The following is an 18,488-nucleotide window of genomic DNA, read 5'->3' on the forward strand; positions in this document are numbered from 1 at the left end:
CTGATTACTCCGCCTTCTTATCACCGGCGATTTTAGACGCGACGCGTTCTAAGCCGACCAACAAAGCGCCCCAATCCTCTTCGTTGGCATCGCCTTTGATGTCTTTGGCGATAACATACTTCATGGTCGATAAATGGGTTTCGACGGCTGTATTGACAGTGGTGTTATAAAAATCAAGTTCGTAAAGCATATTGCACAAGTGGTCACATACGTTCGTGATGAGTTGATACCCAAATGTTCCACCCCGGCCTTTGAGACGATAAGAGATCTTATAGAGAGCTTTGATGTGCTCTTCTGCTTCGTTGGCGGGGATGTTACGCCCGAGCAGTGCCCCCATGGCATGAAAGTCTTCTTGCGCCCAAGCCGGAAATTTACCCGCTTGCGCATCGACAACTTTTTGCGCTTCAGCCAATAATTGTGGCGTCACCAAATTTTCGCCACTGCGTTTGACCTTTTTCAAGAGATCGTGAGATGGCTTCAACGTGACCTTGCGGATACATTGGGCCATGCCGTTTTTGGCCGCGCCAATGGCCGCACCTTCGTTGGGAAAATCCGTTTCATAAAGTTCGATTTCCAGCCCACCGATTTTGCGCCCAACGGTGTCAGAGGCTTTCGCGACAATGACCTTCCAAAACACGTTGGCCAAGTCGAGTGTCTCAAAACCTTTAAAGTGATCGCCATCCTTCGCGGAGGCCGTTTTTATGACGTACATTACTTTATTTGCCTATGGACACGCTTAGATACCAAGCCACTCATCATTGCCAGTGCACTTATGGAATAGCCCCGTATGCCCACCATTTCAATCATTTCATCACATTTTTTAACGTATTTTTTTGTGAAAAAGAGCGAACGCCCATGGTGCGGTTTAAACCAGGCTGTAGTCCAGTTTTCCGTCAGGGTTATACTTGAGAATATAAGACATATCTTCACATTCAAATGTGAGCTTTGAGGCGGCGCTAATGTCCGTTTCGGCCGTGTCTTTGGACAGGGTGCCGTGCTGAGACCTGACATAGTCGAACATCTTTTTCATGGAGGCTTCCATGCCATGGGTGAGGACTTTAAAAAGTCCACCGTCCAAGTCTTCTTTGGAGACCAGTTTCAGGTGCGTCGGCGCATAGACTTGGCGGAATGTGCAATAGGTGACTTTGGGCCCGACCGGAATGACTTGATCCTCTGTGGAATGGAACGCATAGAGCACCGTTTCGGATTTGGTGAAGTGCGAAACCTGCAAGAGATCGCGGATTTGTGCGAAAGCAGGCTTGAAAAAGTTGGGCGCGTCAGGGTCCTTAAACGTCCAGGGGGTATAGCCGACGACAGGCACGGTGACGCCGTTAAGATCGACCATATGAGAAACGCCGTGTTCAGCGTTGGCGATGTCACGTGGCACAATTCCCGTAAATCCTGAGTTTTCAATGGCGCATGAAAACGTATTGGGTAGGAGCTTCAAAATCATGGTCACAATGTAACCGCCATAAGATGTGCCAAAGAGGATCAGCTTTTTGGTGTTGATCTTCTCGGTTTGGAGGATTTCCCCAAGAACCGCGACATGGTCGAGAGCGGGAAGCAAGCCCCAGTTCAAATAATCGCCCCCCCACGATGCATCTAAGGCAAGATCAACATTTTGTTCGACTTGCGTGATGCCGCGTTTTTTTAAGGCGTCAAATATGGCATTTTCGTCATTGATCAACGGTATGCCATACCGTTCGCAAATCCTGCGCTTCCATTCGGGAGAAACGCCGATTTCGATTTCACCACATTTGGTTTTTATGCCTTGATATTCGAGCGCAACCACGACGACATTGGCTTCGTCGGCCAGATATTGCATCAGTTTGTTTTGGCTGTATTCATCCGTGGGCAGCATGCCCCAGCCGCCGATCCAAAACAGCAAGCCTGTTTCATCGTTCATACCGTTTTCGGGCCGAGCCAAATAATACGTCACAGGAAGCCTGTCGATCTTGGCTTCCAAGTCTAGGGGGGGATTTTTAAGCGTACGTGTTTCCACAGGCCCTCTCCAAAAAGGGGTATCGTAAGGGGCTGATCGTTAAGATAGGGTTTTGGCGCTTTACGAAATTTAAATCGGCGAGGGCACCGATGAAAAAGGGCCCAGCTGCGAATGCAGCTAGGCCCTTGATCTTATTGGTCGGAGTGAGAGGATTCGAACCTCCGGCCCCTGCCTCCCGAAGACAGTGCTCTACCAGGCTGAGCTACACTCCGACAGTGGTCTTGCTCATTTGGAGGCGCTTATATAGCGCCTGCGTCTCCCACTGGCAAGGAGATTAATAGGCGCGTTCGATGACAAAGTCGATGACGTCCAAAAGTGCGGTTTTGATCTCGCTTTCGGGGAAGATGCCAAGACTGTCGCGCGCGATAGCACCGTAGTGGCGTGCGCGTTCCGCCGTGTCGGTCAGGGCGTTGTGTTGACCCAATAGCCCCATGGCGTGGTCCAAATCGTTTTCGTTCTGGTCCAGCTCTTCCATGGTGCGTTTCCAAAAGGCGCGCTCTTCGTCGGTGCCGCGGGCAAACGCCAAGATGATCGGCAAGGTGATTTTGCCTTCGCGGAAATCGTCACCGACGGCCTTGCCCAACTGTTCTTGCTTGGCGGAGAAATCCAAAACGTCGTCTACCAACTGGAACGCGATGCCCAAATTCATGCCGTAAGCGCGCATGGCGTCTTGTTCGTGTTTCGGGCGGTCTGCGACGACTGGGCCCAGTTCGGCAGCGGCGGCGAAAAGTTCGGCGGTTTTGGCCTCGATCACCTCCATATACGCACTTTCGTTGGTTTCGGTGTCGTTGGCTGTGACCAATTGCAACACTTCGCCTTCGGCCAAGGTGGAGGAGCCTTCGGACAAAATGCGCAGGACTTCCAAATCGCCGTCGCCGACCATCAGTTCAAACGCACGGGTGAACAAGAAGTCGCCCACCAAGACCGACGCCTTGTTGCCCCAAATGGCGTTGGCCGATTCTTCACCCCGGCGCAAATCGCTTTCGTCGACCACGTCGTCGTGCAACAGCGTTGCGGTATGAATGAATTCGATGCAAGCCGACAGCAAAATGTGGCGATCACCGGTGTAGCCGCACATGCGGGCTGACGCGATGGTGAGCAGCGGGCGCAAACGTTTGCCGCCCGCGGCGATGATGTGTCCGGCCAGTTGTGGAATCAGGGAGACGGGGGAATGCATCCGTTCCACAATCTCTTGGTTTGCGGCCTTGAGATCGTCTTCAAGAAGCTCGGACAAGCGGTCCAAGGGGGATGCCTTCTTGCGTTCTTCGTCTAGGTTTACGACAACGCCCAACGCGTTTCTCCTCAATATTTTATGCCTTTAGGGGGCAAATCGGCTGTTCTGTGCAATATAATACAGTATTGTGAGGGCATATATGACCTTTTGATCCTGTGTGGGTCAAGTGTTCTCGGTTCTTTTTGGAGGCCTCAAATCATGTACGAATTGGTGCGCACCAACGACGCGGTGCTGATTTCGTGGCTGCGGGCCGAGTTGAAGGCCGCCAACATCGACGTTTTGGTCCTCGACGAGCACATGAGCATTATGGACGGCTCCATCCAAGCCATCCCGCGCCGCATTATGGTGGATGAGAGCGACAAAACCGCCGCCAAAGCCATCTTGGCCGAGGCCGACCGCATTGCCGCCCAAGAAAGCTGAGCCCATGAGCGAGATCACGCAAGACAGCATCCTTAAAGGTCATGTACTGATTTCACAGTACAAAGCGGGATACCGCATGGCGGTGGACACGGTTTTGCTGGCCGCGAGCGTGCGCGGAGATCGCGGGGCGAGGGCGCTGGACCTGGGCTGTGGGGTCGGCGGCGCGATGCTGTGTCTGGCCCAGCGCTGCCCGGATTTACAAATCGATGGGCTAGAGTTGCAGCCGCATTTGGCCCAATTGGCCCAAACAAACATCACTGACAACGGCTATGAGGGCCGCATGCGGGTGTTCGAAGGTGATATTTTGAATCCACCTGTCGAGATTAGGCCCGATACCTATGATCACGTCTTTGCCAATCCGCCTTTTTTGCAAGATGACCGTGGGCATCATCCGCCCGACGGATCAAAACGCTTGGCGCACGTGGAAAGCCACACAAGCTTGGCCGATTGGGTGAAGGTGGCTTTGAAGGTGGTCAAAACCAAGGGCTCCATAACCTTTGTGCAACGCGCCGACCGTCTGGCAGATCTGCTGTTGGCAATGGACGGCAAAGCCGGGGAGATGACCGTCTTTCCCATTTGGCCCAAAGTCGGGCAGGATGCCAACCGAGTGATCGTGCGGGCACGCAAGGGCATTAAGACGCCTTTGGTCATGGCGCCAGGGCTGGTTTTGCACACGGACGAGGACCGCTACACGGACTTGGCTCAGGCGGTAATGGAAGGCGGCGGGTTGTCTTTGAGATAAACGCAGACCGCCCCTCACCCTCCCAGCGCTTGTGCGCCGGGCCCTCCCTCTCCCTGAGGGAGAGGGGCATCAGGCGGAAATGCAACAATTCTCCCTCTCCACCCAACGGGGGGAGAGGGGCGGGGTGAGGGGGGCGTTTCAGTTCAGCGTGATTTACGCGAAACCCCGCTTGACCCCCGACCACCAGCCCCCTAAAAGGGTTCTATGTTTGGCTTTTCGCTCATGAAAATCGTGTTCACCATCGCGGTCGTTTTTGCGGTGTGGCAGGCGTTTAAGTATTTGGGGCGTCTTCAAGACGACCGCGAAAAGCGCGCCAAGGTGCAAAAACGCGGGCCAAAACCGTCTCAAGAGCCCCCCAAACAAAGCGGCGTCGAAGACATGGTCGAATGCAAAGTCTGCGGTGCCTATGTGACCCGTGGCATCAAAAGCTGCGGACGTTCGGACTGCCCGTTCTAAGGACCTCAATAAACCTTAGAAAATCAGGGAAAATGTCGTTTTTCTCGCCTTGACCCGGCGCTCTGCTAGGGGCTATCTTGCATCGCACAAATTTAGTGTTTCCGATCCCCTGATTTTTCAAGGTTTTTGCCCATGTCCGGTGTGCCTGCACCCAACCCCGAAACGTGTTTTCAAAACTTGATCCTCAAGCTGCAAAGCTTTTGGGCGTCGCACGGTTGTGTCTTGCTGCAACCCCACGACCAAGAAGTCGGCGCAGGCACGTTCCATCCGGCAACGACCTTGCGCGCACTGGGGCCAAAGCCCTGGAAAGCCGCTTACGTTCAGCCGTCGCGCCGTCCCACCGACGGGCGCTATGGCGAAAATCCGAACCGTTTGCAGCACTACTATCAGTTCCAAACCATCATCAAGCCGTCGCCGCCCAACTCTCAGGAGCTGTATTTAGACAGCCTGAAAGCTTTGGGCATCGACAGCGCCAAGCACGACATTCGTTTTGTTGAAGACGACTGGGAAAGCCCGACGTTGGGCGCGTGGGGCTTGGGCTGGGAAGTTTGGTGTGACGGCATGGAAGTCTCACAATTCACCTACTTCCAGCAAGTGGGCGGCATTGAATGTGACCCGGTGGCGGTTGAGCTGACCTACGGGCTTGAGCGTCTGGCCATGTACATCCAAGGCGTCGAAAACGTTTACGATCTGGATTGGAACGGCGAGGGTGTGCGTTATGGCGATGTGTTCTTGCGCAACGAACAAGAACAGTCCGCGTTTAACTTCGAACACGCCGACACCGATAAACTGTTCCGTCAATTCGAAGACGCCGAAGGCAATTGCAAAGCGCTGTTGGAAGCTGACAAACCCTTGGCGCTTCCGGCTTACGAACAATGCATTCGGGCCTCGCACCTGTTCAACCTGTTGGACGCACGCGGCGTGATTTCGGTGACTGAACGCCAAGCTTATATCGGACGTGTGCGGGCGTTGTCGAAGGGCTGCTGTGAAGCCTGGATCGCGGGCGAAGAGGGAGAAGACTGATGGCTGAACTTCTCTTAGAGCTTTTCTCCGAAGAAATTCCCGCCCGCATGCAAGCGCGTGCGGCCGATGATTTGAAACGTCTGGTCACCGACGGCTTGCAAAAGGCTGGCTTGGCTTTCGACAAAGCCGAAGCTTTGGTGACCCCGCGCCGTTTGTGCTTGGTGGTTGACGGCCTGCCTGAAAAGCAGCCGGACGTGAATGACGAACGCAAAGGCCCGCAAGTGGGTGCACCGGAACAAGCCCTTAAAGGCTTCCTCGGTTCCTTGGGCGGCATGAGCATCGACGATTGCGAACAGCGTGAAGTCAAAGGCAAGACCTTCTACTTCGCCGTGATTGAGAAAAAAGGCGAGCCGACATCAGAAATCCTCAAGGAAATCATCAACGATGCTTTGTTGAAATTCCCTTGGCCCAAATCTATGCGATGGGGACATACCGTCTTTTCTTGGGTAAGGCCACTCCACAACATACTTGCTTTGTTTAATGGCAAGGTTTTGCAGTTTGAGTGGGGCTTAGGCGGGAAAGGTGACCCAACTAAAACTAGGTTCCTTAAGTGGAATAATAAAACCTTTGGCCATCGCTTTTTGAACCCCGAAGCCATCGACGTTACGGACTTTGCGGACTACCGCGCCAAACTGGCGGAAGCCCATGTGCTGCTGTGCCCGTCGGAGCGCCGTGCCGAAATCGCGTCTCAAGCGGAAAAGATATGCGCAGACGCTGGCCTGAGGTTGAAAGACGATCAAGGGCTGCTCACCGAAGTCACCGGCTTGGTCGAATGGCCGGTGGTGTTGATGGGCGATATTGAAGATGAGTTCATGGAGCTGCCGCCGGAAGTTTTGTCCGACACCATGCGCTCGCACCAAAAATATTTCTCGGTGTTGAACGCTGACGGTTCTATGGCGGCCAAGTTCATCGTGGTTGCCAACCAAGTGTCCGAAGACGGTGGTGCCGCCATCATCGCCGGCAACGAACGTGTGCTGCGCGCACGTCTGTCGGACGCCAAGTTCTTCTGGGACCAAGACCGCAAAGTCACCCTGGGTAGTCGTTCGGACAAACTGGCAGACATCGTGTTCCACGCCAAGCTTGGCAGTGTTGCTGACAAGGTTGGGCGCATGAAAGCCATCGCAGGCGACTTAGCAGACAAAATCGGTGCGGACAAAGCCCAGGCTGAGCGCGCTGCACAGCTTTGCAAATGTGATCTGATCACGGGCATGGTCTTCGAAATTCCCGAAGTGCAAGGCATCATGGGGCGTTACTACGCGCTGCACGATGGCGAGGCGGAGGCCGTCGCCAATGCCATTGCGGATCACTATTCGCCCGCAGGCCCCAGCGACGATTGCCCGGACGCACCGGTGTCCATCGCGCTTGCCATGGCGGACAAGTTGGATGCGCTTGCAGGTTTCTGGTCCATTGATGAAAAGCCCACGGGCTCGAAGGATCCATTTGCCCTGCGCCGTGCGGGGTTGGGTGTCATTCGCTTGATCATTGAAAATAAACTGCGCTTGGGGCTGATGGATGTGTTTGCATTTGCGTTGGCCCAATACAAAGCCGACGACGTCAGCGAAGACTTGCTGGGGTTCTTCGCCGACCGCCTCAAAGTCCATTTAAAGGGCGAGGGCGTGCGTCACGACTTGATTGACGCTGTATTTGCACTCGGTGGCGAAGACGATCTGGTGCGCTTGTTGGCGCGGGTGGATGCCTTGTCTGCATTCGTCTCTACGGACGACGGTGCAAACCTGTTGGCGGCGCACAAACGTGCGTCCAACATTTTGCGCATTGAAGAGAAAAAAGACGGCCAGTCTTATGGCGGAACGCCGCAAGAAGACGCCTTTGTCGAAGATGCCGAACGCGCGTTGTTCGCCGCATTGAAAGACGCAGGTGGTGAAGGAGCCAAGTTGGCTGGGGAGGAGAAGTTCGAAGACGCTATGGCGGCGCTGGCAAAGCTGCGCGGGCCGCTGGATGTGTTCTTCGACTGTGTCATGGTCAATGACGATGACAAAAGTGTTCGCGAAAACCGCCTGAAGCTCTTATCTCAGATACAGAGCGTGATGGGCGAAATCGCAGATTTCTCCAAGATCGAAGGCTGACGGAGCTATATTTATGACGACGAAATGGACGTACTCGTTTGGTGGCGGCAACGCCGAAGGTCGCGCCGATATGCGCAACCTTTTGGGTGGCAAAGGCGCCAACCTGCATGAAATGAGCACCATCGGCCTGCAAGTCCCTCCGGGCTTCACCATCACCACGGACGTTTGTGCGCACTTTATCGAACACACAGGCGACTATCCGGACGGCCTGAACGATCAGGTCAACGCGGCCATCGCCAAGCTGGAAACGCACATGGGCGCGCCCTTTGGTGGCGGTAAGGATGAAGGCAAAGTGTTGCTTTTGTCTGTTCGCTCCGGTGCGCGGGCTTCCATGCCGGGCATGATGGACACGGTCTTGAATTTGGGCCTTAACGACGAAGCGGTCGAAATTTTGGCCACGGAAACGGGCGATGAGCGCTTTGCGTATGACAGCTACCGCCGCTTTATCCAAATGTTCGGTGACGTGGTGTTGGGGGTTGATCACTTCGTCTTCGAAGACCTGTTGGAAGACTACAAGATCGACAACGCTTTGAAGCTGGACACGGATTTGAGCGCTGAGGATTGGAAAGCGCTAATCCCCGATTACATCGAAAAAATCGAAGAACACACCGGTGAGCCGTTCCCTCAAGAGCCGCGTCAACAACTGTGGGCCGCCATCGGAGCTGTGTTCAAAAGCTGGACCAACAACCGTGCGAAAACGTATCGGGCGCTGCACGACATCCCTGAAGAGTGGGGCACGGCGGTGAACGTGCAAGCCATGGTGTTTGGTAACATGGGTGACGACAGTGCGACAGGTGTGTGCTTTACGCGTAACCCCTCCACAGGTGAGAACTTGTTTTATGGCGAGTACCTGATCAACGCTCAAGGCGAAGACGTTGTGGCCGGGATCCGTACACCGCAACCGCTCTCGATTGCCGAAAAGAACGCCAGTCAAGCGGGCATGGCGAGCTTGGAAGAGGTGATGCCCAAGCTCTACAAAGAGCTCGACGATGTGCGTCACATGTTGGAACAACATTACAAAGACATGCAGGACCTGGAATTCACCATCCAGAAAGGCAAACTTTGGATTTTGCAAACCCGCAACGGTAAACGCACCACCAAGGCGGCCATGAGAATCGCTGTGCAGATGGTCGAAGAAGGCTTGATCGACAAAGCCGAAGCCATTCGCCGCATTGACCCCGGACAGCTGGATCAGTTGCTGCACCCGACGTTGGACCCCAACGCACCGCGTGAGATTTTGGGCAAAGGCTTGCCCGCATCGCCTGGGGCGGCTTGCGGCAAATTGGTGTTTTCCGCGAAAGATGCCGAAGACTGGACGGACCGGGGTGAAGACGTCATCTTGGCGCGGGTGGAAACCTCACCCGAAGACATCGGTGGCATGTATGTGGCCAAAGGCATTTTGACGTCGCGCGGCGGCATGACGTCCCACGCCGCCGTTGTGGCGCGCGGCATGGGCACGCCATGTGTGTCGGGTGCAGGCGACATCCAAGTCGATGTGGGCGCCAAGACCTTGTCCGCGTTGGGTGAAACGCTGAACGAAGGCGATTTGGTGACCATTGACGGCTCCAGCGGTGAAGTGATCAAAGGCCGCGTCGACACGGTCGAGCCGGAACTGAGCGGTGACTTTGCCATGCTCATGGACTGGGTTGATGAAACCCGTGTCTTGCGTGTGCGGGCGAATGCGGAAACACCGACGGATGCCAAGGTCGCACGCAGCTTCGGTGCGGAAGGCATTGGTTTGGCGCGCACCGAACACATGTTTTTTGAGCCCGAGCGCATCATCCACGTGCGCGAAATGATCTTGGCGCAAAATGTTGACGACCGCAAAGCGGCGCTGGACAAATTGTTGCCGTTCCAGCGTGACGATTTTGGTGCCGTATTCGACATTATGGACGGCTTGCCGGTCACCATCCGTCTGTTGGACCCGCCGCTGCACGAGTTCTTGCCCACGTCCGAAAAAGACATGGCAAAAATTGCCAAGGATCTGGGCGTGTCGGTCGAAGACATCAAAAAACGCACCGAAGATTTGGAAGAAGTGAACCCCATGCTGGGTCACCGCGGTTGCCGTTTGGCGATCACGTACCCGGAAATCTACGAAATGCAAGTGCGCGCCATTTTTGAAGCCGCCGCTGATATGGTCGCAGCAGGAAAAACCGTGCTGCCCGAAGTGATGATCCCGTTGGTGTCGTCTCAGGTTGAATTTAAACCGCTGCACAAACTGGTGAAAGAAACTGCTGAGCGCGTGTTGGAAGAACGGTCCGTTTCCATCGCGTACAAAATCGGCACTATGATTGAGTTGCCACGCGCCGCCCTGCGTGCGGGTGAAATCGCCGAAGACGCGGAATTCTTCAGCTTTGGCACCAATGACTTGACCCAAACGACCTATGGTCTGTCGCGCGACGATGCGGGCCGTTTTATCCAGATTTATCGCGAACGCGGTGTTTGGGACTTCGACCCGTTTGTCACCATCGACGTTAAAGGTGTCGGTGAATTGGTGAAGTTGGGGACTGAGCGTGGTCGCGAAACCCGGGACGGTTTGAAGGTTGGGATTTGCGGTGAGCATGGCGGCGATCCGGCGTCGGTTCACTTCTGCCATGACGTGGGGCTGGACTATGTGTCGTGTTCGCCCTACCGTGTTCCCATTGCGCGCCTCGCTGCCGCGCAGGCTGCCTTGGGTGTAAATGCGGAAAATAACGCGTAACGCCCTCGGCTTTCAGGTTGAGAGTGGACTGTCTTGAACGACGCCTTGCCTTTACACGTTCTGTTTTTATCGGCGCGCAATGCGTGTCGGTCCATCATGGCCGAAGCTTTGTTGAACAAAGTCGGCCAGGGGCGCTTTCGCGCCATGAGCGCAGGGAAAAAAGCGGCCAGCCAAATCCACCCCTTTGCCGCTGAAACGCTCAAACAAGTAGGTTATGACACGTCGGAACAGTATCCCAAGGCTTGGGGCGTGTTCGTGACCCCGACCGCACCGCGTATTGATGCCGTTGTGACCATGGACGACAGCCTGGAAGATATCGAATTGCCCATTTGGTATTCCAATCCCGTGCGCGTGCACTGGGGCTTTGCCGATCCCGAACAGGTGCAAGGCGACGAAATGGAACGCATTGGTGCCTATCGGCGGTGTTTTGGCAATATGGAACAGCAAATGCTGAAGCTCGCCGGGCAAGCGACCGACGGCGTGCGCGGTCAAGCGCTCAGCCAAATACTGGAAAGCATAACGCCTTAATTCACACGCGTTTTACGAAAATTGTAAATTCAGACAACGGATAGTCGTTGATCAGTTCGACTTCTGGGGACAGGGTGAGCGCGAATTCCACCATCATCCGGCGATTTGCGTAATAGAGATCGCCCAAGCGTTCGGGTGTTTCGTTGTCCAACATGTTAAACGCCAAGGTCTTGCGGGTGTGTCCCCACAAATGTTTCAGGCTGGTCTGGACATAATCTTCCCACATGCGCCGATCGGCTCCGAAGAACATGTTGTAGGTGCCGGACACAAATGAATAGTCGGCAACCTCTGTCGCGATGGGGGACGTGATAAAATCGGCGCGGGGATCTTGAATACGGTTTTGGGCTTGTTCGATCATATGCGGCGATATGTCGTAGCCGAAATAATGCCCGCCGTTCAGCATCGACTGATCTTTGACCAAATCAAACAGGGTGCCGTAGCCGCAGCCCAAATCGTTGACGGAGACGGGACCGTTGAGGTCTGCGTCCTCGACCGCTTGAAGCAGCACCTCTAAGCGCAACTCTTGACCGTCAACGTCTTTCCAAAACACGCCGTTGGGCACCGGGCCGCACTCTTTTATGCGGTGGGAGTAAGCCCGGGAAACCAGATTGAGCAGCCCCCCAATATCATCCGGCGGTTTGAGGCTCATGCTTCTTCTTTTTCCTGAAAGACAACCCAGTCGGGAACGGTAGGGGTAATGGTGGCATCCCCAGTCGTGAAGCTGACACCGTCCGACAACTGATCGAGGCGCACGACAGCTAGGCCTTGGTTGCCGAGTGTGCTTTTCATCTCTCCGGCGGCTTTGCCGTCCAGTTCAAACGCAGTGCCGGGTTCGGGCACGGGGCCGTCAATGGTGACGGGCAGAAGACGCTTTTTGACAAGACCGCGATAACGCGTGCGTGCGGTGAGCTCTTGGCCCATGAAGCAGCCCTTGCCAAAGTCGACACCGTCCAGTTCTTCAAATCCGTTTTCCAGCAACAAGGCCCGGTCGACCGTCATATCGCGCGATCCATCGGCAAGGCCGAGACCGATGCGCACCGCTTCGAAGCTGTCCATGTCGCCCGCACTGAGCCCCAAGGCTTCCAATGCGGCTGTGGCGCCTTTGCTCAGAACGGCGCGACACCCCATGTTGAGCAAGCGCGGGTCGGCATAGATCACGCCACCGTCAAGGCCCTTGGCTTGCCCGCGTTCCGCAAATCCTTGAGAATCGAGCACGCCGTAAACGTCGAACGTCTCGGTCTCGTCCGTCAGTTCCACGTCGGAGCGCAGCTTGTACATGCTGAGCCGCTTAAAAAAGTCAGACCGTCGTTCGGCTTCCACGTCCAAGAACACCGCGCCGTCCATCTCAAACGCGAAGAAGTCGAACAGGAACTTGCCCTGGGGGCTGAGGAATGCGGAATAGACCGCCTGTTCGCCTGTAACACGTTGCATATCCTGGGAAACCAGGCCTTGAAGGAAGTCGCGCGCGTCTGGGCCAGAGACCTTAATCAGGCCGCGTGCAGGGAGGTGAATATAGGTTTTGTCGCTCATGGTTGGGTTGTCGCTTCGTTTTTTATCTTCGGGGTGCTTTCAAGGTGGTCCAAAGGGGGCAAAAACGCAAGGGGGGCCTATGCTTTTTGTGTCGTTGCTCCTATAAAGACGAGTGAAGTAAGCTGTTGGCGTCCTTGGGGAAAACACTTGAAGCGAATTCTGTTCATCACGTCCAATCGCCTTGGCGATGCGGTGCTATCCACGGGCGTTTTGGCGCGCCTTCTGGAACATTTCCCAGGTGCCCGCACGACCGTGGTGTGCGGTCCTGTGCCCGCGGGCCTGTTTGCGGCCCTGCCGGGACTGGAGCGTGTGATCGAGCTGCCCAAGCGCAAGCACAGCCTGCACTGGTGGGACATGTGGCGGGCCTGTATCCCGACGTTTTGGGACGTGGTGGTGGATTTGCGCAATGCACCATTGAGCTATGCTTTGTTCGCCAAGCGCCAAATCCACCTGGGCAAAGCCAATAAGATGTACGGCCACCGGGTGGTCGCCATGGGCTCTATCCTGGGCGAGGCGGACAATCCGCCCGTTCCGGTGTTGTGGAGCAATGCCGAACACGACGCTGCGGCGGCAAAACTGATCCCCGACAGCGGACCTGTTCTGGCTTTGGGGCCGACGGCCAATTGGATTGGTAAAACATGGTTTGCGGAACGCTTTGCAGAGCTCGCAAAACGCTTGACGGCAGACGACGGCATAATGCCGGGGGCTCGAATAGCGGTGATGGCGCACACCTCGGAATTGGAGATGGCACGGCCCGTTTTGGACATGCTGCCGCCCGAGCGCACGCTTAATTTGGTGGGCAATACCTCTTTGGCGACGGTGGGCGCATGTTTGCGCCGAACGGATTTTTATGTGGGCAACGATTCTGGCCTCATGCACATGGCGGCAGCGGCGGGAATCCCCACCCTGGGGGTGTTTGGCCCGTCGCGCGAAGAACACTACGCGCCTTGGGCGGGGGAACACGGTAAGCTGGGCATGGCCGTGCGCGGCGAAAAGTCCTATGAAGATGTGTTCCCGCCGGATTACGATTACCGCAACACGCCATCCCTGATGGGGGATTTGAGCGTGGATCAGGCCGAAGCGGCAGCCCGTGAACTCTGGAGCCAAGTGACGTGAACGATACCGCCCCCAAAACCGTGACCGCCCTGGTGGTGGCGCACAACGAAGAAGACAATCTCGACGCTTGCTTGTCCACGTTGAGCTTTGCGGATGAACTTGTCGTGGTGTTGGACAATTGCAACGACGGGTCCAAAGAGATCGCCGCGCGCTTTACCGATAAACTGGTCGAAGGCGTGTGGCCCATCGAAGGCCCGCGCCGCCATGCGGGCATCGACATTTGCACCACAGACTGGATTTTGGAAGTGGATGCGGACGAACGTGTATCGCCCGAATTGGCTGCGGAAATTAAAGCCAAGATTCAAGACGCCCCCTTCGGCCACTTTTTGATCCCCTACGACAACTACGTCGGCGATCACCTGGTGCGCTATGGCTGGGGCGCGTCCTGGGGTGTCAGCGCCACCGTGCGCCTGTTTTCCAAGGGGGCTAAGTTTTGGGGCGATCAACGCATCCACCCGGGCGTGCAGCTTAAGGGCGAGCGCATGTGGCTGGAAAACCGCATGATCCACTATGTGGACAAGAACATTTCCGACATGATTATGCGTTTGGATCGTTACACTACGGCGCGCGGTAACGATCTGCGGGCTTCTGGCAACGTCGGGTCCCTCGCCAACAACATTCGCCGCCTGTTTTCGCGCTTTTTCAAATGCTATATTGGTCGCAAGGGCTACAAAGAAGGGCTTTATGGCTTTCTCATCGCTTTAATGGCTGGGCTTTTTCCGTTGCTGTCCTATATCAAAGCAAAGCTGGAAGATGCGCCAACGGGACATCCAGGTGGGGAGAACAACTAAGTGCGGGTTTTACAAGCCATGGCCGGGGCCGAATTCGGCGGCGCGGAAGCGTTTTTCGAACGTTTGGTCATTGCCCTGCATAACGCAGGGCTGGAGCAGCGCGTCTTGATCCGCGAAAATCCGCGCCGCGCCGAAGTCTTGCGCCAAGCCGGCATCGAACCGGTTGAGCTGCCTTTTGGCGGGGCGTTGGACTTCAAAACAGGCCTGCACATTAAACGCGAAATGCGCACCTTCCACCCGCACGTGGTGCTGAGCTGGATGAACCGCGCGACAAAAAAGATGCCCAACAAACGACCCAGCGATCTCGACTATGTTTTGGCGGCGCGTTTGGGTGGGTATTACAATCTCAAGTACTACCAAAAATGCGATCACTTGGTGGGCAATACCGAAGACATCTGCACGTACTTGAAAGAACAAAACTGGCCGGAAGAGAAAACCCATTATCTGCCGAATTTTGTGGCGTCCGACCTCCGTCCGCCGCTTTCGCGCACAGAATTGAACATTCCCGAACGCGCGCAGATGATTTTGTCCCTGGGCCGTTTACACACCAACAAAGCCTTCGACACATTGCTGCGCGCCATGGTTCACGTGCCGGAAGCCTATTTGGTCATTGCCGGTGACGGCCCGGAAGAACAAGCCTTGATCACCTTGGCGACGGAGTTGGGCGTGCGTCCGCGCATTCGCTTTGTGGGGTGGCGTTCTGACGTGCCTGAATTGATGGCGGCAAGCAACCTCTACGTTTGTCCGTCCCGCCATGAGCCGCTGGGTAACGTTGTCATTGAAGGCTGGGCGCAAACCCGCCCGGTGGTGGCGGCGGCAAGCCAAGGGCCGTCTCAACTGATCCAAGACGGCGTGGACGGTCTGTTGTGCCCTGTTGACGACGCTGAGGCCATGGCGCAAGCCATCAACCGGGTCTTGAAAAACGAGACCTTGTCCGGCGATTTGGCCCAGGCCGGGCGCGGACGCTATGAGCGTGAATTCACCGAAGCCCAAGTGGTCAAGCAGTACCTCGACTTCTTCCAAAGGATTGCCAACTGATGTGCGGCATTGCGGGGATTGTCGGCAGCCCGAACGCGGGCATCATCGAACACTTCGCCGAATCTTTGGCGCACCGAGGGCCGGATGGGCAAGGGGCCTACAGCAAGGGTCCCTGTGCCTTAGTGCACACCCGCTTGGCCATCATCGATTTGCAAACGGGCGATCAGCCTTTTGTGAAGCGCTTTGACGATGGGGCCGAAGTGGCGCTCATCGCCAATGGGGAAATTTACAACAATCCCGAACTGCGCACGCACATGTCCGGTACGGACTTTCGTTCGTTGTCGGACTGCGAACCGCCGTTGCACCTGTACCTTCAACACGGTTTGGATTTTGTCGACCATCTGCGCGGTATGTACGCCATCGCCATTTGGGACAGCCGGGATGAAAGCTTGGTGCTGGCCCGCGATCCGTTTGGGATCAAGCAGCTTTATTACGCCAAAACCCCCAGCGGTTTTGCTTTAGCCTCCGAACCGCATGCGTTGATCGGTTCTGGCTTAATGGACGCGAACCTCAATCCCATGAAACGCGATGAGGTGTTGCAGCTTCAATTCACCACGGGTGACAATACGGTGTTTTTAGGCATCCAGCGTTTGGCACCAGGCGAAACCATCGTTGTCAAAGATGGCAAAGTGATTGAGCGCCGCGTGCGCACCGCTTTGCCCGAAGGCCGTATTCAGCCACGTTCCCGCCAAGCGGCACTGTCTGAGCTGGATACGGTGCTCAACGACACGGTGGGTGTTCATCAGCGCTCTGACGTGCCGTACGGCATGTTTTTGTCCGGTGGAATTGATTCGTCCGTCCTGCTGGCGATGATGAGCCGCCTCAACGCTGACCCCGTCACGGCGTTTACCGCAGGTTTTTCCGGCGCCCAAGTTCACGACGAACGCGAACACGCGCGTGAATTGGCGAAAGCAGAAAACGCCAACCACATCGAAGTGGAATTTGGCGCTGAGGACTTTTGGTCAGAGCTGCCCAAAATCGCTTTACACATGGACGACCCGGCTGCCGACTATGCCATCTTGCCCACCTGGAAGCTGGCTGAGCGGGCACGCCAAGAAGGCATCAAAGTCGTCTTGACGGGGGAGGGCGGGGATGAGCTGTTTGGCGGCTATGGACGCTATCGCACATACAGCCGTTGGTTCTTATCCAAAGACATGTACCGCAAAGGTATTTTGGACGGCACAGGCGTTTTAAGGACGGATGACTTTGCCCAATCCTGGCGCGCAGGTATGGCGCAGGCGGGTATTGAAGCGCGCAAACCCGGACGCACCAAGCTGCAAGTCGCACAGGCCCAAGACATCGCCACGTGGTTGCCCAATGATCTGTTGTTGAAAGCCGACCGCATGCTCATGGCCCATGGGGTCGAAGGGCGCGTGCCGTTTTTGGACCCCAAGATGGCGGAGTTTGCCTATCTGTTGGCCGATAAACACAAAGTCAAAGGCAACACGGGCAAACTGTTGGTGCGACACTGGTTGGAAACAGCCATGCCCGCCGCCAAGCCCTTTTCGAAAAAGCGTGGCTTCACGGTGCCCGTGGGTGAATGGATTGCAGAGCAAGGGGCACGCGCTGGTGAGCTGGTGGCGGCACAAGCCTGCATTCAAGCCCTGTGCAAGCCCGACGCTGTGAAAGCTTTGTTCAAAGACGGCTCTGGGCGCGCCGGAAAAGCAGCTTGGACCTTGTTGTTTTACGCCGTCTGGCACAAAATTCATATGGAGGGCGCAAAGCCCGAAGGCCATGTGTTCGATCTATTGTCGAGTTGAGAGAGTTTAGAGAATGACCGATACCCTCACCATCACCCGCCCCGATGATTGGCACGTGCATGTGCGCGATGGCGACATGATGAAGGCCGTGTTGCCGTATACCGCCGCCCAGTTTGGCCGCGCGATCATCATGCCGAACTTGGTTCCGCCGGTGCAGACGGCGAAAGACGGTGCGGCCTATCGCGACCGTATTCTAGCTGCGATGCCGGAAGGTTCGAACTTCCAACCCTTGATGACGGCGTATCTCAGCGACAAAACCGACCCAGCTGATTTGGAGGCTGGGTTTAAGGACGGGATCTTTACAGCGGCAAAATTATACCCGGCAGGCGCGACGACCAACTCCGACAGCGGCGTGACCGATGTGGCCAATATCGACGCGGTGTTGGACAAGATGGAAGAACTCGCCATGCCTTTGTTGGTGCACGGCGAAGTGACGGATCCGCAAATCGATATTTTTGATCGCGAACACGTTTTCATCAAACGCGTTATGGAGCCCACTTTGGTGAAGCACCAAGGGCTCAAGGTCGTGTTTGAACATATCACCACGTCTGCGGCCGTGGACTTTGTGCGGTCCCAAGGTCCGCGTATCGGCGCGACCATCACCGTCCATCACTTGATGATCAACCGCACAGACATCTTCAAAGGCGGCATTCGTCCGCACATGTATTGCCTGCCCATTGCCAAGCGCGAACAACACCGCTTGGCCTTGCGCGAAGCGGCAACGTCGGGGGAAAGTCAGTTCTTCCTCGGCACCGACACGGCACCCCATGCTATTTCTGCCAAAGAAGCCGCGTGCGGCTGTGCGGGTATTTTCAGCGCGTTGTCTGCGGTGGAATTGTATGCCCAAGTGTTCGACGAAGAAAAAGCCTTGGACAAGTTCGAAGCGTTTGCGAGCCTCAACGGTCCAGCCTTTTATGGCATGACGCCCAACGCCGAAAAAATCACCTTGAAACGCGAAGACTGGCAAGTGCCCGACAGCATTTCCGTCGAAGGCGGCATAACTGTTCAGCCGTTTTTGGCGGGTGAAACGCTGCACTGGAAAATGGCCTAATCAAAGCGGAGA

General features: G+C 55.8%; 17 protein-coding genes and 1 tRNA gene. 12 read left to right on the forward strand and 6 right to left on the reverse strand.

Annotated elements, in window-relative coordinates:
• Positions 1-4: 4 nt before the first annotated feature.
• The 4 genes from V5T82_RS10335 to V5T82_RS10350 form a co-directional block, all read right to left on the reverse strand.
• Positions 5-712, reverse strand: coding sequence for a hypothetical protein (locus tag V5T82_RS10335; RefSeq protein ID WP_332895555.1), 708 nt, complete (start codon positions 710-712; stop codon positions 5-7).
• A gap of 153 nt (positions 713-865) precedes the next feature.
• Positions 866-2,002 carry a DUF2920 family protein gene (locus V5T82_RS10340; RefSeq protein WP_332895556.1) on the reverse strand — a complete coding sequence of 379 codons (1,137 nt, stop codon included), beginning with the start codon at positions 2,000-2,002 and terminating at the stop codon, positions 866-868.
• Positions 2,003-2,137: 135 nt separating this feature from the next.
• Positions 2,138-2,214 (reverse strand) — tRNA-Pro (locus V5T82_RS10345).
• Positions 2,215-2,276: 62 nt separating this feature from the next.
• Positions 2,277-3,293: a polyprenyl synthetase family protein gene (locus tag V5T82_RS10350; RefSeq protein WP_332895557.1), complete on the reverse strand. Its 1,017-nt coding sequence runs from the start codon at positions 3,291-3,293 to the stop codon at positions 2,277-2,279.
• Between the two features lie 141 nt (positions 3,294-3,434).
• Between V5T82_RS10350 and V5T82_RS10355 the strand changes: the two genes are divergently transcribed.
• The 7 genes from V5T82_RS10355 to V5T82_RS10385 all read left to right on the forward strand — a co-directional run bounded on the left by V5T82_RS10355 (position 3,435) and on the right by V5T82_RS10385 (position 11,190).
• Positions 3,435-3,656, forward strand: coding sequence for a putative signal transducing protein (locus tag V5T82_RS10355; RefSeq protein WP_332895558.1), 222 nt, complete (start codon positions 3,435-3,437; stop codon positions 3,654-3,656).
• A 4-nt stretch (positions 3,657-3,660) separates the two neighbouring features.
• A complete protein-coding gene (locus V5T82_RS10360; protein WP_332895559.1) occupies positions 3,661-4,398 on the forward strand; it encodes a tRNA1(Val) (adenine(37)-N6)-methyltransferase in 738 nt (245 codons plus the stop codon).
• Between the two features lie 222 nt (positions 4,399-4,620).
• Entirely contained in the window at positions 4,621-4,854 is a 234-nt protein-coding gene (locus V5T82_RS10365) for a hypothetical protein (RefSeq protein WP_332895560.1), read from the forward strand.
• Between the two features lie 132 nt (positions 4,855-4,986).
• Positions 4,987-5,877 carry a glycine--tRNA ligase subunit alpha gene (locus V5T82_RS10370; protein WP_332895561.1) on the forward strand — a complete coding sequence of 297 codons (891 nt, stop codon included), beginning with the start codon at positions 4,987-4,989 and terminating at the stop codon, positions 5,875-5,877.
• A complete protein-coding gene (gene glyS, locus V5T82_RS10375) occupies positions 5,877-7,961 on the forward strand; it encodes a glycine--tRNA ligase subunit beta (protein WP_332895562.1) in 2,085 nt (694 codons plus the stop codon). The genes V5T82_RS10370 and glyS overlap by 1 nt, the downstream gene beginning before the upstream one ends.
• 13 nt (positions 7,962-7,974) lie before the next feature.
• The gene (gene ppdK, locus V5T82_RS10380) at positions 7,975-10,662 is read left to right on the forward strand and encodes a pyruvate, phosphate dikinase (protein ID WP_332895563.1); all 2,688 of its coding nucleotides are present in this window, start codon (positions 7,975-7,977) and stop codon (positions 10,660-10,662) included.
• Between the two features lie 33 nt (positions 10,663-10,695).
• Positions 10,696-11,190, forward strand: coding sequence for an arsenate reductase ArsC (locus V5T82_RS10385; protein WP_332895564.1), 495 nt, complete (start codon positions 10,696-10,698; stop codon positions 11,188-11,190).
• Between the two features lies 1 nt (position 11,191).
• Here V5T82_RS10385 and V5T82_RS10390 read toward each other — a convergent pair whose 3' ends face one another.
• Positions 11,192-11,839 (reverse strand): methyltransferase domain-containing protein, encoded by a 648-nt coding sequence (locus tag V5T82_RS10390; protein WP_332895565.1) that lies wholly within the window; start codon positions 11,837-11,839, stop codon positions 11,192-11,194.
• On the reverse strand, positions 11,836-12,720 hold the full coding sequence (ygfZ, locus tag V5T82_RS10395; RefSeq protein ID WP_332895566.1) for a CAF17-like 4Fe-4S cluster assembly/insertion protein YgfZ: 885 nt from the start codon (positions 12,718-12,720) through the stop codon (positions 11,836-11,838). Before ygfZ ends, V5T82_RS10390 begins: the two co-directional genes overlap by 4 nt.
• Before the next feature lie 147 nt (positions 12,721-12,867).
• Between ygfZ and V5T82_RS10400 the strand changes: the two genes are divergently transcribed.
• The 5 genes from V5T82_RS10400 to pyrC are packed head-to-tail and all read left to right on the forward strand — an operon-like array spanning position 12,868 to position 18,476.
• Positions 12,868-13,836, forward strand: coding sequence for a glycosyltransferase family 9 protein (locus tag V5T82_RS10400; RefSeq protein WP_332895567.1), 969 nt, complete (start codon positions 12,868-12,870; stop codon positions 13,834-13,836).
• The gene (locus V5T82_RS10405) at positions 13,833-14,627 is read left to right on the forward strand and encodes a glycosyltransferase family 2 protein (protein ID WP_332895568.1); all 795 of its coding nucleotides are present in this window, start codon (positions 13,833-13,835) and stop codon (positions 14,625-14,627) included. The genes V5T82_RS10400 and V5T82_RS10405 overlap by 4 nt, the downstream gene beginning before the upstream one ends.
• Positions 14,628-15,665 (forward strand): glycosyltransferase, encoded by a 1,038-nt coding sequence (locus tag V5T82_RS10410; protein ID WP_332895569.1) that lies wholly within the window; start codon positions 14,628-14,630, stop codon positions 15,663-15,665.
• Positions 15,665-17,425, forward strand: coding sequence for an asparagine synthase (glutamine-hydrolyzing) (asnB, locus tag V5T82_RS10415; RefSeq protein WP_332895570.1), 1,761 nt, complete (start codon positions 15,665-15,667; stop codon positions 17,423-17,425). The genes V5T82_RS10410 and asnB overlap by 1 nt, the downstream gene beginning before the upstream one ends.
• Positions 17,426-17,438: 13 nt before the next feature.
• Positions 17,439-18,476, forward strand: coding sequence for a dihydroorotase (gene pyrC / locus V5T82_RS10420; protein WP_332895571.1), 1,038 nt, complete (start codon positions 17,439-17,441; stop codon positions 18,474-18,476).
• Positions 18,477-18,488 lie beyond the last annotated feature (12 nt).

This window comes from Magnetovibrio sp. PR-2 (assembly GCF_036689815.1).
GTDB lineage: Bacteria > Pseudomonadota > Alphaproteobacteria > Rhodospirillales > Magnetovibrionaceae > Magnetovibrio.